14 protein-coding genes and 1 pseudogene are annotated in these 13906 nt (G+C 64.1%); 4 read left to right on the top strand and 11 right to left on the bottom strand.

Features of this window, described 5'->3' with window-relative positions; translation table 11 throughout:
• The first annotated feature begins 32 nt into the window (after positions 1-32).
• From ACO2Q4_RS07595 to coaD, 3 genes are all read left to right on the top strand, one after another.
• On the top strand, positions 33-938 hold the full coding sequence (locus ACO2Q4_RS07595; protein WP_423318432.1) for a LysR family transcriptional regulator: 906 nt from the start codon (positions 33-35) through the stop codon (positions 936-938).
• Between the two features lie 74 nt (positions 939-1012).
• The gene (locus ACO2Q4_RS07590) at positions 1013-1450 is read left to right on the top strand and encodes a CBS domain-containing protein (RefSeq protein WP_311758668.1); all 438 of its coding nucleotides are present in this window, start codon (positions 1013-1015) and stop codon (positions 1448-1450) included.
• A 101-nt stretch (positions 1451-1551) separates the two neighbouring features.
• Positions 1552-2046 (top strand): pantetheine-phosphate adenylyltransferase, encoded by a 495-nt coding sequence (gene coaD / locus ACO2Q4_RS07585; RefSeq protein WP_423318429.1) that lies wholly within the window; start codon positions 1552-1554, stop codon positions 2044-2046.
• A 220-nt stretch (positions 2047-2266) separates the two neighbouring features.
• Here coaD and ACO2Q4_RS07580 read toward each other — a convergent pair whose 3' ends face one another.
• The 8 genes and pseudogenes from ACO2Q4_RS07580 to pyrC all read right to left on the bottom strand — a co-directional run bounded on the left by ACO2Q4_RS07580 (position 2267) and on the right by pyrC (position 10944).
• The gene (locus ACO2Q4_RS07580; RefSeq protein WP_311758670.1) at positions 2267-2773 is read right to left on the bottom strand and encodes a bactofilin family protein; all 507 of its coding nucleotides are present in this window, start codon (positions 2771-2773) and stop codon (positions 2267-2269) included.
• A complete protein-coding gene (locus tag ACO2Q4_RS07575; RefSeq protein ID WP_423318427.1) occupies positions 2763-4046 on the bottom strand; it encodes a DUF5930 domain-containing protein in 1284 nt (427 codons plus the stop codon). The genes ACO2Q4_RS07580 and ACO2Q4_RS07575 overlap by 11 nt, the downstream gene beginning before the upstream one ends.
• A 426-nt stretch (positions 4047-4472) precedes the next feature.
• Complete coding sequence (locus ACO2Q4_RS07570) at positions 4473-5867, bottom strand: helix-turn-helix domain-containing protein (RefSeq protein WP_311758672.1); 1395 nt, start codon at positions 5865-5867, stop codon at positions 4473-4475.
• A 58-nt stretch (positions 5868-5925) separates the two neighbouring features.
• Positions 5926-7134 (bottom strand): multidrug effflux MFS transporter, encoded by a 1209-nt coding sequence (locus ACO2Q4_RS07565; RefSeq protein ID WP_423318425.1) that lies wholly within the window; start codon positions 7132-7134, stop codon positions 5926-5928.
• A gap of 81 nt (positions 7135-7215) precedes the next feature.
• Positions 7216-7560 (bottom strand): annotated as a pseudogene (locus ACO2Q4_RS07560) (DMT family protein); the annotation flags it as partial.
• Complete coding sequence (locus ACO2Q4_RS07555) at positions 7557-9056, bottom strand: replicative DNA helicase (protein WP_423318423.1); 1500 nt, start codon at positions 9054-9056, stop codon at positions 7557-7559. The gene ACO2Q4_RS07555 and the pseudogene ACO2Q4_RS07560, both read right to left, overlap by 4 nt.
• 176 nt (positions 9057-9232) lie before the next feature.
• Entirely contained in the window at positions 9233-9904 is a 672-nt protein-coding gene (locus ACO2Q4_RS07550) for an orotate phosphoribosyltransferase (RefSeq protein ID WP_311758675.1), read from the bottom strand.
• Positions 9901-10944 carry a dihydroorotase gene (gene pyrC / locus ACO2Q4_RS07545; RefSeq protein WP_423318421.1) on the bottom strand — a complete coding sequence of 348 codons (1044 nt, stop codon included), beginning with the start codon at positions 10942-10944 and terminating at the stop codon, positions 9901-9903. Before pyrC ends, ACO2Q4_RS07550 begins: the two co-directional genes overlap by 4 nt.
• 126 nt (positions 10945-11070) lie before the next feature.
• Between pyrC and ACO2Q4_RS07540 the strand changes: the two genes are divergently transcribed.
• Positions 11071-11385 (top strand): antibiotic ABC transporter, encoded by a 315-nt coding sequence (locus ACO2Q4_RS07540; RefSeq protein ID WP_423318420.1) that lies wholly within the window; start codon positions 11071-11073, stop codon positions 11383-11385.
• A gap of 80 nt (positions 11386-11465) precedes the next feature.
• Here ACO2Q4_RS07540 and gap read toward each other — a convergent pair whose 3' ends face one another.
• The 3 genes from gap to ACO2Q4_RS07525 all read right to left on the bottom strand — a co-directional run bounded on the left by gap (position 11466) and on the right by ACO2Q4_RS07525 (position 13891).
• On the bottom strand, positions 11466-12467 hold the full coding sequence (gap, locus tag ACO2Q4_RS07535; RefSeq protein ID WP_311758678.1) for a type I glyceraldehyde-3-phosphate dehydrogenase: 1002 nt from the start codon (positions 12465-12467) through the stop codon (positions 11466-11468).
• A gap of 153 nt (positions 12468-12620) precedes the next feature.
• Positions 12621-12764 carry a hypothetical protein gene (locus ACO2Q4_RS07530; protein WP_311758679.1) on the bottom strand — a complete coding sequence of 48 codons (144 nt, stop codon included), beginning with the start codon at positions 12762-12764 and terminating at the stop codon, positions 12621-12623.
• Between the two features lie 95 nt (positions 12765-12859).
• On the bottom strand, positions 12860-13891 hold the full coding sequence (locus tag ACO2Q4_RS07525) for a FliG C-terminal domain-containing protein (protein WP_423318417.1): 1032 nt from the start codon (positions 13889-13891) through the stop codon (positions 12860-12862).
• Positions 13892-13906 lie beyond the last annotated feature (15 nt).

The following is a 13906-nucleotide window of genomic DNA, read 5'->3' as shown; positions in this document are numbered from 1 at the left end:
GGGTTTTGCATATTTGCAAAGGTGGCGATGCGATGGAATGGGATGACCTGCGCATCTTCCTGGCAGTGGCGCGATCGGAAAGCCTGTCCGGCGCGGGGCGTCGGCTGGCGATCGACGCCTCGACCGTGGGGCGCAGGATCGCCCGGCTTGAGGCCGCGCTGGGTGCCAAGCTGTTCGTGAAGACGCCGCAAGGCTATGCCCTTGCCCCCGAGGGAGAGCGGCTTTTGCCCCATGCCGAGGCGGCCGAGGCCGCGCTTGCCGGCGCGCGCGAGGCGTTGTCCGGCCCCGGCGACCTGACGGGACAATTGCGCATCGGCGCGCCCGATGGCTGCGCGAACTATCTGCTGCCGCAGATCTGCGCCCGGCTTTGCCAGGACCATCCGGGGCTGGAGATTCAGATCGTCGCCTTGCCACGCGTCTTCAACCTGTCGCGGCGCGAAGCGGACATGGCCATCGCCGTGTCGCAACCTCAGGCGGGGCGGCTGATCGTGCAGCGGCTGACCGATTACCAACTGCATCTGGCTGGCCATGACGATTATCTGAACGCGCATCCCCCGATCCGCTCGCGCGAGGAACTGCGCGGTCACCGGATGATCGGATATATTCCCGACATGATCTTCGACCGCGAGCTGGACTATCTGACCGAGACGGGGGCGGAATGGGCGCAGCTTGCCTCGAACTCGGTCTCGGTCCAGATGCAGGCGATCCGCGCGGGGGCGGGGCTGGGCATCGTCCATGACTTCGCGATTCCCTTTTGCCCGGGCGTTCGCAGGCTGCTGAGCGACCAGATCTCGTTGGTGCGAAGCTTCTGGTTGATCCGCCACGCCGACGACCGCAGGTCCGAGCGGATGAACCGGCTGGCCGATGCGCTGGGGCAGGGCATTCGTGCCGAGGTTGCAAGACTGCAAGCCCTTTTGCCCGAAGATGCATCCACATAACAGCGTACTTGACGGAACCCAGGCTTGGGGCAACGCTTGAGTTACGAGGCCTTTCGCAAGCAGGAGGAACCGCAATGCTCGTGAACCAGATCCTGTCGATGAAATCTGTTGGCGATGTGATCACCATTGCCCCCAGCGCCACCGTGGCCGATGCCGCGAAGCTGCTGTCGGAAAAACGCATCGGGGCGATCGTGGTGTCCGAGGACGGAATGACGCCGCTCGGCATCCTGTCAGAGCGTGACATCGTGCGTGAATTGGGCAGGCGGGGCGCTTCGGTGCTGGACCTGACCATCAGCGAACTGATGACGCGCAAGCTGATGACCTGCCGCACCGGTGACGACGCGCTGGACATCCTGAACCGCATGACGCAGGGGCGGTTTCGTCACCTGCCGGTCGTGGACGAAAGCGGCGTGATGATCGGCCTTGTGTCGATCGGGGACGCCGTCTCTGCCCGGCTGAAGGAGTTGAACGCCGAGAAGGAAGCCCTGACCGGCATGATCATGGGAAACTGAGCGTTTCCCTTCGTCCCGGATTCCGCAACGACGCGGAACCCCTTGCAATCGGCGGGCAAAAACTGTTCGTTGTGCCCGTCCGTTGAAGAGTAGGGCAAGCCATGCGCATCGGGTTGTACCCCGGAACTTTCGACCCGATCACGCTGGGTCATCTTGATATCATCCAGCGCGCCCTTGCCCTGGTGGATCGTCTTGTCATCGGTGTCGCGATCAACCGCGACAAGGGGCCGCTGTTCTCGCTGGACGACCGCGTCAGCATGGTCCGCCAGGAATGCGCCGAGATCACCTCGCGCATCGGGGGCGAGATCCTGGTCCATCCGTTCGAGAACCTGCTGATCGATTGTGCCCGTGACGTCGGCGCGACCGTGATCGTGCGGGGCCTGCGCGCGGTGGCGGATTTCGAGTATGAATTCCAGATGGTCGGCATGAACCGTGCGCTGGATTCCAGCATCGAGACGGTGTTCCTGATGGCGGATGCCCGGCGGCAGGCGATTGCCTCGAAGCTGGTCAAGGAAATTGCCCGGCTGGGGGGCGATGTGACCAAGTTCGTGCCCCCCGCCGTGAACGAGGCGCTGCTGACCCGCTATCCGCGCTGAGGCCGCGTTCCGCAGCCAAGGGCGGGGGCGCTGCCGGATCTGACCGAAAGGAGCATCCGCATGACCCTGCCTGCCCGCGAACCGCAGCCCATCCCCGATCCCGATCGTCTACCGATGCCCGATCCCGAGCCTGATCCGGCCCCCGGTGAAAACGACATCCCCGGAAACTGAAAAGCGGCCCCAAAAGGGGCCGCTTTCCATTCCGGCATGATCAGTCCGGTTATTCTGCCTCGGGGCTTTTCGTTGCCACGGGGGGCGCAAGCTTCGGGGTCGGGCCGTTCGCCAGCGGGTCTTCCTGACGCTGCACCGAGCCCTCGAAATGCGCGCCGGATTCAATGGCGATGGTCTTGTGGATGATGTCGCCTTCGACACGCGCGGTCGCGGTCAGGCGGACTTTCAGGCCACGGACGCGGCCGATGACGCGGCCATTCACGACCACTTCCTCGGCAACGATCTCGCCGCGGATGGTGGCGCTTTCGCCGACGATCAGTTGATGCGCGCGGATATCACCTTCGACCGTGCCCTCGATCTGGATATCGCCCTGGGTCTTGATATTGCCGGTGACGGTCAGATCCGAGGACATGACCGACGGCGCGGTGCGGGTCCGCGGCGCGGCCGGAGAGGCGGGCACGTCATAGGTCGTGTCAAAGCTGCGCGGGGCTTCGGTGGGCTCGGGCGTCGGTTGGGTCCGGGGGCCAGGTTCGGTCACACGCGTCTTAGAAAACATTTTGGGCTGCCTTGATGAAGGTCATGGGGTTCACAGCATTGCCGTTCACGCGGACTTCATAGTGAAGGTGCGGACCGGTCGACCTGCCGGTATTGCCCATAGCACCGATCAGGCTGCCGCGCGACACTTTTTGCCCGACCTTGACCTTAATCTTGGACAGGTGGCCATAGCGGGTTTCGGTGCCCAGCTCGTGCTGGATCTTGATCAGGTTGCCGTAACCGCGCTGCCAGCCGGCATAGGTGATGGTGCCGTCGCCCGTCGCAAAGACCGAAGTTCCGATCGGCGCGGCCATGTCGATGCCCTCGTGACCGCGACCCCAGCGGCGACCAAAGGGTGAGGTATAGCGGAAGGCCGCCTTGACCGGCATCGCCAGCGGCATCTTTTCCGCCGCGATGCGATAGCTGTTCACCTTGTCCAGCGTGATCATGATCTCTTGCGCCTTGGCTTCGCCTTGGCCGATCTGCGCATTGCCGCTGGAGGAATAGCTGACCGGGTTCAGCGGCCCGCCCTCGCCGGAATAGCCTTCGCGGATGGTGCTGAGAACCTTGTCCGGATTCATGCCGACACTGCGGAACATGTCGTCGAAGGGCTTGACCGAGATGGTGACCGCATCCTCGATCTGGGTCAGGATCTCGTCGTTGCGGGCGATGACCTGGTCGCGTTCAAGCGTCGCGGCATCAGCAGTGCGGCGGGCGTCGGCCGCCACCTTGACCGCGTCGGCGCGATCGTCGGCGGATTTCTTCAATTCGTCCGAGAGGATATCGAAAGCGACCTGCAAGTCCGCGGCCTGCGCGTCCGGGGTGCCCGCGCTTGCGCTGCGGGTGTCGTCGGCGCGGTCCTTGATCTCGGTCTGCAGGCGGGCCTGGACGGCGCCGATGCCGGTTTCCAGCTCGCGCCGGCGGGCCTCGGACTCCAGCAGTTGCGATTGCATCTGCGAGACCTGGTCCAGCGCGACGGAATAGCGGTTCTGGGCAGCCAGCGCCTCGGTCGCGCGGTTGTCGCGCTCGGTGGACAGATCGGCCAGCCGCTCTTCGAAGGCGTCCTGCGAACGGCGGGCCTGATCGCGCGAACCGTGGGCGCTGATGGCATCGATGGCAAGGATCGAGCTTGCAATGATTGCCCATCCGAAGACAAAGGCCGTGCCGCTGAGCGCGACAAGCTGCGTCGACGGACTGAGCCGGACAAAGCGGGTCGAACAGTCGGATTTCAGAAAGAGACGCTGCTCTGGCAGCCAGCGCTCAAGCACCGAATTCAGACCCTGTGTGATGCCCAATGTCCCTGTTCCATTCTGTTGCTGTTGCGGCCCCGCCGAGCAGAGGTGGGCCGTTGCTTGGCACTCATAAATCCGACATGTGCCCAAAGCGCAACATTCGCGGAATTTGTGCATCCATTATGGGCGGATTGACGCCGACAGGTTTGACCGGAACTGGTGGATATTCGCTGTCGACATGATGCGACATCGCATCGTCGATTGCAGGGCCGAACTTCAAGTCCCGGTCGGAAATTCCTGAGGGGAAACGCTAATCCGACGCCCTGTCACGAAAGAGCCGCGATTTTCGGGGGCGTTCGGCTGCTTGCGGCGGCTGCTGCCAAAATTGCCTGTCAGACAGGCAGATGAGCCAGAACTGGCGGTTCCACGTTGTGTATCCGCAACTCCTGGTATGGAACCGAAGGCGCGCGAGTGCGTTCTTCGCACCTTTCACGCGATTTCATAGGGCAGAGGGCCCGGGCGGTCGCGCGGGATGCGGATATGGCCATCCATTGGCGGGACCGAACGCTGGTGACAGGACGGGCGCGGACAGATCCGGCAGGAGACGCCGATCGGCTCGAACAGCTGCGGATTGCCAAGATCCAGCCCGTCCGAATAGACCAGATCGCGCGCATGGCTGATCTCGCATCCAAGGCCGATGGCAAAGCGGCGGACCGGCGCACCGAACGCGCCCGCTGCCTTGCTTACGTCGCGGGCCAGCAGCAGATAGCGCTTGCCGTCCGGCGTCTCGGCCAGTTGGCGCAGGAAGCGGCCCGGCGCCTCGAACGCCTGGTGCACGTTCCACAGCGGACAGGCGCCGCCAAAGCGCGCGAATTGCATGCGCGTGGCCGAATGCCGCTTGGTGATTGTCCCGGCCTGATCGACGCGCACGAAGAAGAACGGCACGCCCCGGTCGCCTCCGCGCTGAAGCGTGGACAGCCGATGCGCGACCTGTTCCAGCGAGGCATGAAACAGATGCGCCAGCCGCTCAAGGTCGTGGCGCTCGGTCCGGGCGGCGGCAAGGAAGGGGCCATAGGGCATCATCGCCGCGCCCGCGAAATAGTTCGCAAGCCCCAGCCTTGCGATGTCGCGCGCGGTCTGGCTGCGGAACCGCGCAAGCTCCAGCGTTGCATCCAGCAATTCGCCCCGGCTTTCCAGCGCCAGCAGATGCAGCAGCTGAAAGGCCTGGGTTGCCGGCTCGGCGGCGGCGTTCACCGTCACGCGGTTGCCATCTCGCAGATAGACCGAGCCGCTGCCCAGCTCAGCCAGTTCGACCGTGATCCCGCGCTCCTTCAGCGCAAAGATGGCGCGGGCCAGTGGATCCGGCTGGGGATGGGTGCGGGCAAAATGCTCGGCGGCACGGTCGACCGCATCGATGTAATTGTCGCAATAGTGGAAGAAGTCGCGGACCTCCTCCCACGGAGAGGGGGTGGCATTCTGGGCGCCGGCGCCGATCGCTTCGTCCAGCGCGCCCAGCCGTTCCTGACCTTCGCGATGCGCGCGATACAGGTCCAGAAAGGCGCGCACCAGCGCCGGGGCATTGGTGGCCGCCAGCCGCAGATCTGCCTGGGGCGGCGTCGCGTCGAAAAGCGGGTCGGCAAAGGCCTCGACCATGTCGATGACCATGCGTTCGGCATCACCCACCGTCATCGTGCCCAGATCGACCGAGAATTCCGAGGCCAGGCGAAGCAGCACCCCGGCAGAAACCGGGCGATGGTTGTTCTCCATCTGCGACAGATAGGGCAGCGAGACGCCCAGCCGGTCGGCAAAGGCGCGCTGCGTCAGCCCGGCCCGGCTGCGGGTTTCGCGCAGGGCAACCCCGGCATAGATCTTCTGCAATCCCATCCGGACCCCCTTTTGCAAAGACACAGTATGCTTTGCAAAAGTTCCGGCGCAAGCGGGATCAGCCCTGCGCGAGAAGCCGCCTTTCGCGGGCCATCACCCACAGCGCCGACAGGATCGAACCGGCCGAAACGATGACCATGATGACAAGCAGCGGCGCGGCCCCCGTGTCCTCGTGCAGGAAGGCCCCGGCAAGCGCGGCAAGGCCGGCGCCGCCGGCGACGGCCATCGCGCCACCAAGTCCGCTGGCGGTGCCCGCCAATTCGGGGCGCACGCTCATCATCCCGGCATTGGCGTTGGGCAGAAGCATCCCGTTTCCCAAGCCCATGAAGGCGACCGAGCCGAAGAAGATCAGCGGTGTCTGGCCGTCCAGCATGTCGATCACCAGCGCCACGGCCAGCGGCAAGGTGCAGATGATTGCGCCGGTCAGGATCATGCGGTTCATCCCGAAGCGGGTCGAATAGCGCGCCGAGATGAAATTTCCCATCGCATAGCCGATCGAGGGCGCGGCGAACCAGTATCCGACCTCGGCCGGGCGCAGGTGCAGGATCGTCTGCCCGACAAAGGGGGCACCCCCGAGATAGGCGTAAAAGGCCCCCGCGCTTAGCGTCGCGGCCAGCGCATAGCCCCAGAACCGTTGCGACCGTGCGAGCAGGGGATAGGTCGCGATCTGTTCCCTCAGCGGGACGCCCCCGCCGCGCGAGGTTTCGCGAAGGTCGAACCAGCACAGCACGAAGACGACACTGGCAAGCACGCCCATTGTCACGAAGCTGGCGCGCCAGCCGAAATTCTCGTCCAGGATGCCGCCGATGGTGGGGGCGATCATCGGCACCAGCGACATGCCCATGGTGACATAGCCGATCATGCTGGCGGCACGCTCGGCCGGGACCATGTCGCGCACGACCGCGCGGCTCAGCACGAAGCCCGAGGTGACGATGGCCTGGATCATGCGGAAGAACAGGAACCATCCCGCGGTCGGGGCCAGCAGCGTTCCCACCGTCGCCAGCAGGAAGACGGCGAATGAAACAAGGATGACCGGCCTGCGCCCGAAGCTGTCGCTGATCGGCCCGCAAAGCAGTTGCACACAGGCGCTGACCGCCAGAAACGCCGATACGGACAATTGCATCAGCGCGTAATCGACGCCGAAATCCCTGGCCATGCCGGGCAGCGACGGCAGGAAGATGTTCATTGACAGCGCGCCGGCGCCGGTGATCGACACCAGCGTGAACAACTTGGGACGTCTGGTGGCCGGAACCGGGTTTGCAGTCATCCCTGCCTATTCGCGCGTGTCGGCGGGAATGGCAACGGGCTGATTGTATGGAAGTGTTTCCTGTGGCTTTGAGGCATGGCCGAAATTCGAAAAGATCATGAACGCGCCAAGGCAGATCAGGCCAAAGCCCAGCATGACGTTCCAGGTGATCTTCTCGCCCAGATAGGCCCAGGAAAAGATGACGAAGACCGAAAGGCTGATGACCTCCTGAATGGTCTTCAGCTGGGCCGCGTTGAAATGGCCATAGCCGATGCGCTTCGCGGGAACCTGCAGCAGGTATTCAAAAAAGGCGATGCCCCAGCTGACCAGGACCACGATCATCAGTGGCGCGGCCTTGAACTTTAGGTGCCCATACCAGGCGAAGGTCATGAAGACGTTCGAGGCCAGGAGCAGCCCGATCGTCATTACGGGAACAGGCAGGTTCATTCGGTACGATCCCAGCTGCGGTGCTTCTCAAGGTTGCCGAAGCGCGTGAAGCGGCCTTCGAAGCTTAGCTCGACGGTGCCGATGGGGCCGTGACGCTGCTTGCCGATGATGACCTCGGCCTTGCCGTGACAGGCCTCCATGATCTGCTGCCAGTTGGCCATCTTGTCGAGTTCGTGGTCGGCGGGCTTTTCGCGTTCGCGGTAATATTCCTCGCGGAAGACGAACATCACGATATCTGCGTCCTGCTCGATCGAGCCGGATTCGCGCAAGTCGGACAGTTGCGGGCGCTTGTCCTCGCGGCTTTCGACGGCGCGCGACAGCTGCGACAGCGCAATGACCGGGATGTCGAGTTCCTTGGCGACTGCCTTCAGCCCCTGGGTGATCTCGGAGACCTCGTTCACCCGGCTGTCCTTGGCAGATGCGGCGCGCAGAAGCTGAAGATAGTCGACGATCAGCACGTCGAGGCCCATCGTCCGCTTCAGCTTGCGCGCGCGCGCGGCCAGCTGGTTGATCGGCAAAGCCGGGGTGTCGTCGATGTAAAGCGGGCAGTTCTGCAGGTCATGCGCCGCCTTGACGAAACGGCGGAACTCATCCTCGGTCATATCGCCGCGACGGATGGATTCGCTGGGCACCTCGGCCGCTTCGGACAGGATCCGCGCGGCAAGCTGCTCGGCCGACATTTCCAGACTGAAGAAGCCGACGACGCCGCCGGCGACGGTGCCGTGGGTGCCGTCGGGCATCTCGCCCATGCGGTGCACCTTGGCCACGTTGAAGGCGATGTTGGTCGCCAGCGAGGTTTTGCCCATCGAGGGGCGACCCGCCAGGATGATCAGGTCCGAGCGGTTCAGGCCGCCCATCTTGCCATCAAGGTCGATCAGGCCCGTCGATATGCCCGACAGCCCGCCGCCCCGGCTGAAAGCCGCGTTCGCGGCGGTCAGCGCGCCGCTGACGGCGGACAGGAAGCTTTGAAAGCCCCGTTCGGCCACGCCCTGTTCGCCCAGCTTGTAAAGCGTCTGTTCGGCTTCCTTGATCTGGTCCTCGGCCGAGTCGCTGACGGACACGGTCGTGGCGCGCGCGGCGATATCCTGCCCCAGCGAGATCAGGTCGCGCCGCAGCGCGAATTCGCGGATCATCTGGGCATAGTCGCGCGCAGCATGGGACGAAATCGCCGCCCCCGCCAACCGCGCAAGATAGGCCGGGCCGCCAAGTTCCTTCAGTCCCGCGTCGTTTTCCATGAAGGCCTTGATCGTCACCGGGCTGGCCAGCGCGTTCTTGGCGATGCGCTCGATGCAGATCTCATAGATGCGGCGATGGACCGGATCATAGAAATGGCGCGGCTGGATGATGCGCGAAACGTGGTCATAGACCTCGTTATTGGTCAGGAGCGCGCCCAGAAGCTGCTGCTCGGCCTCGATCGAGAAGGGCACGGCCTGACTGGCTGCGGCCTCGGCGATTTCGCTGGGGTTCCTGATTTCGACGGCGCGTAGCTCGCTCATCCCTGATGACTCCGGATGTTCGACTGGGGGTGTGGGTTCTTATCCACCTTATGACGGCGGGGGTCCATCTGGATATGCTGTGGATAAGCTGGGGACAAAATGCTGCCCCTGCGCAGGTGGCGGGGGCAGCATGGGTATTTGCAAAACGATGAAGCAGGACGCTTGCGCCCCGCCGTTCAGGGATGGGCGGCCTGCCAGGCGCGCGGATCGGTCAGGAAGCTTTCGACTTCGGCCAACGTTTCCTGGTCATAGAAGCCCTGCTGGCGTGCCTCGGCCAGCACGTCCCACCAGGTGCACAGGTGGTGAAGCTGGACGCCGTGATCGGCCAGGCGCTGGGTCGTTTCCGGGAAGATGCCGTAATAGAAGATCACCGCAGTGTGGCCGCAGCTGGCGCCCGTTTCGCGGATCGCATCGACGAAGCTCAGCTTCGAGCCGCCATCGGTGGTCAGATCCTCGACCAGCAGGACGCGCTGTCCTTCGGTCATGGCGCCTTCGATGCGGGCGTTGCGGCCGTAACCCTTGGGCTTCTTGCGCACATAGGTCATCGGCAGTTGCAGGCGCTCCGCGATGAATGCGGCAAAGGGAATGCCCGCCGTCTCGCCGCCCGCGATATTGTCGAAAGCGTCGAAGCCTGCGTCGCGCAGCACGGTCGCGGCCAGGAAATCCATCAGGGTCGAGCGGATGCGCGGATACGAGATCAGCTTGCGGCAGTCGATATAGGTCGGCCCCTTCAGGCCCGATGCATAGGTGAAGGGCTCGGCCGCGTTGAAATGCACGGCCTTGATTTCCAGAAGCATCCGGGCGGTCAGCCGGGCGATTTCCTCGCGCGGGGGGAAGGGCAGGGTCATGCGGGATCCTCGACATGCCAATACAGCGGGAAGCCGGGGTCGAACACGGTCACGGTCTCGTCTCCGGCAGAGATATGGGTCGGGTATGAGGCCGGCTGGTCGCGCTTGACAAGACGGATCCGGTCCTCGTTCGGGGGCAACCCATAGAAAGCCGGTCCGTGAAGCGAGGCAAAGCCCTCAAGCCGGTCCAGCGCGCCATCCTGTTCGAAGACCTGCGCAAGGATCGACATGGTGTTCGGCGCCGTGAAGCAGCCAGCGCAGCCGCAGGCCGATTCCTTGGCGCGGTCGGGATGGGGCGCCGAGTCGGTCCCAAGGAAGAACCGCGCATCCCCCGAGGTTGCCGCCTTGCGCAGTGCCAACCGGTGGCTTTCGCGTTTGGCGACTGGCAGGCAATAGTAATGCGGCCGGATTCCGCCCACTAGGATGTGGTTGCGGTTGATGACCAGATGATGGGTCGTGATGGTCGCGCCGATATTGTCGTTCGCGCTGACGTAATCCGCCCCGTCCGAGGTGGTGATATGTTCCATCACCACGCGCAGGCCGGGGGTCGCGCGGCGGATCGGATCCAGCACCCGGTCAATGAACACGGCCTCGCGGTCGAAGATGTCGATGGCGGGATCGGTGACTTCGCCATGCGTGCAAAGCGGGATGCCCGCTTCGGCCATCGCCTCCAGCACGGGACGGACCTTGTCAAAGTCGCGCACGCCCGAGGCCGAGTTCGTGGTCGCGCCGGCCGGGTAAAGCTTAACCGCCGTAATGATTCCCTGCGCGTGCGCCGCGACCAGATCAGCCGGATCTGTGGCTTCGGTCAGGTACAGCGTCATCAGCGGACGCAGCGTCACATTTTGCGGCAATGCAGCAAGAATGCGATCGCGATAGGCGGCGGCCTGCGCCCCGGTCACGACGGGGGGCACAAGATTCGGCATGATGATGGCCCGGCCGAAATGGCTGGAATATGCTGCAACTGCAGCAAGCATCTCGCCATCACGCAGGTGCAGATGCCAGTCGTCGGGGCGTCGGAGCGTCACGGAGTTTGTCATGGGGTTCCTGTATACCGGGCGGGTTGCCATGAAAATAGCCTGCAGGCCCTGTCGGAAAGAATGACTTGGCAAGCGGGGATCAAGGGCGCAAATTTCTTGGCCTGTGACTAAAGATCGGAGATCGAGATGGCGAATGGCAAGCCGGATCCGTTCGCGGTGGGCAATCCTTTTCTGCTGTGGCAGCAGATGACGCGGATCGCTTGGGAATCGCAGATGGTGATCGCGATGCGCACGGCGGGGATGATGGGGCTGGTGCCCCAAGACGTGGGTGAGCCCGCGCGCATGGTCGTGGAAAAGGCCGATGCGGCGTCCGAGGCGATGCTGGCGGCGCTGCGTGCCGCCGGGCGTGGCGAGCGGGCGGACAAGGTCATGGCGGCGGCGTTGCGCCCCTATCGCCGGCGGACCAAGGCCAATGTGAAACGACTGTCGCGCAAGTCCTGACCTGCGCTTCAGCCCCCTGAATGCGAAACGCGCCCCATATCGGGGCGCGTTCGTTTTTCATTGCAATCCTGCGGACCGGATCAGATCAGCTTGCCCATCGCGACAGCGGTATCCGACATGCGGTTCGAGAAGCCCCATTCGTTGTCGTACCAGGTCAGGATACGGCAAAGCTTGCCTTCCATCACCTTGGTCTGGTCCATGTGGAAGACCGAGCTGTGCGGGTCGTGGTTGAAGTCCGACGAAACCAGCGGCTCATCGGTATAGCCCAGGATGCCCTTCAACTGGCCATCCGCTGCGGCGCGGATCGCGTCATTGATCTCGGCGACCGAGGTTTCGCGGGCGGCTTCGAAGACCAGGTCGACGACCGACACGTTCGGCGTCGGCACGCGGATCGACACGCCGTCCAGACGACCTTTCAGCTCGGGCAGCACCAGGCCCACGGCCTTGGCTGCACCGGTCGAGGTCGGGATCATCGACAGCGCGGCGGCGCGGGCGCGGTACAGATCCTTGTGCATCGTGTCCAGCGTCGGTTGGTCGCCGGTATAGCTGTGGATGGTCGTCATGAAGCCGCGCGCGATGCCGATCGAGTCGTTCAGCACCTTGGCGACGGGCGACAGGCAGTTGGTGGTGCAGCTGGCGTTCGACACGACCAGGTCATCCTTGGTCAGCGTGTTGTCGTTCACGCCGAAGACGATGGTCTTGTCCGCATTGTCGCCGGGGGCCGAGATCAGCACGCGCTTCGCGCCGGTGGACAGGTGCGGCTGCACCTTTTCCTTGGACGTGAAGATGCCGGTGCATTCCATGATGACGTCGATGTCGCCCCAGGGCAGATCGGCAGGATTGCGGACCGCGGTGACCTTGATCGGCCCACGGCCGACATCGATCGAGTCGCCCGACACGGTGACCTTGGCCGGGAAGCGGCCATGAACCGAATCGTAGCGCAGCAGGTGCGCGTTCGTCTCGACCGGGCCAAGATCGTTGATCGCCACGACCTCGATATCGGTGCGTCCCGATTCGATGATTGCGCGCAGCACGTTCCGGCCGATCCGGCCGAAGCCGTTGATTGCCACCTTAACAGCCATGGGCTTTCCTCCGCCGCTGATGATGTTCGGCTGGCAGATAGCCCGCATTTATCTGGAAATGCAAATGGCTGGGGCGCGATCGGGGACGAAAACTCTCCGAAATTTCCATGTTAGCGCCTTGAGTTCGCGCGGCAATCCGCCAAGGCCGTGCCGTTAGCGCCAGAAGCTGAGATACTCGATCAGCGCCGCGAACTCCTTACCAAGGAAAAGCGGCAGGTTTCCCTGAAGGAAGATCGCATCCCCAAGGAAGACTGCGAGAATCACGAGCCCCAGTCCAAGGGCGATGGCGTTGGTCATCGGGGTCTCCGTCACCGGGCCCGCGCGGGCCGTCGGGGGATAGAGCTAGGCCAGTCGGCGGGGCTGGGCAAGGGGCGGACCAAGGTGCGTGCAGCTCAGGAAAGTTCGCCGTCCTGATCTTCGCTGGCCAATGGGGTGATCAGGAAAAGATCGCCCGCCGCCTCCATCCTGCGGATCGTGGCCACCACCGCGTCCATCGCCTCTTCCGCGTCGCGCGCGGCGACATTGCCAAGAACCTCGACCTCGTCGCGCATGGATTCCGCAAGCCGTGTCGACAGACCGCGCAGGAAGAAGTCCATGGTCGCCCGATACTCTGCCTTCGCACCGGCAAAGGCCCTGACCAGCACGGCGGGATCCATCTCGCGGATGATGCGGGGCAGGTCGCGACTGTCCACGCGGTTGGGGATGTTGAGCCAGGTGAAGATGGTCTTGCGCACTTCGCCCGCAAATTCCGGCTCTTCATTCTCAAGCCGGGACAGGACGTCGTCGCGGGTCTGGGCCGAGGACACGTTCAGGATCGCGCCGATCTTTTCGGCGGCCTTGCCCTCGATCGCGGGACGGGGGATGGCATCGGCCGCGCGGATCAGCGCCAGCCCGATCCGGTTCAGCGCCGGGGATTCGATGGTTCCGGTCAGGGACATCGCATAGGCGATCTGGCGCGAGCGGTCGGGCTCGATTAGGCCAAAGACCTCGGCCGCGCGCGGCACCGGCAGCTTGGAGAACATTACGGCGGCGATTTCGACCGCCTCGGTCCGGGCAAGTTCGGCGAGAAGAACGGGAGAGAGCATCGCGATCCGGTCCCAGGGATCGCCGGTGCCGTTCAGGGCCGCCAGTCGGCGCAGCCGGTCGCTGGTCTCGGCCGACAAATGGCCGTCCAACAGGTTCAGCGTGCCGTCGATATCGCCGGGAAAGCTAAGCCCGATCGCCTCAAGCCGGTCGCAGAATTCGGCAACCACCGCATTGCGGGTCTCGCGGTCCACCAGACCCATCAGGGCCATTTCCTGCGCCAGGTCGGTCTGGGCCGCGGCAGGCAGGCCGGACAGGTCCAGGTCATCGCCTTCGGCCAGAGCAAGGCGCACGATGATCGCCGCCTTCTGCCTTGCGCTCAGCGCCGGATTTGCCGTCATGGACTGCCCCCGTTT

The organism is Paracoccus sp. KR1-242 (genome assembly GCF_049446195.1).
Lineage (GTDB): Bacteria > Pseudomonadota > Alphaproteobacteria > Rhodobacterales > Rhodobacteraceae > Paracoccus > Paracoccus broussonetiae.
Note: the sequence above shows the minus strand (reverse complement) of the source record. Positions and strands in the feature narration are given on the sequence as shown.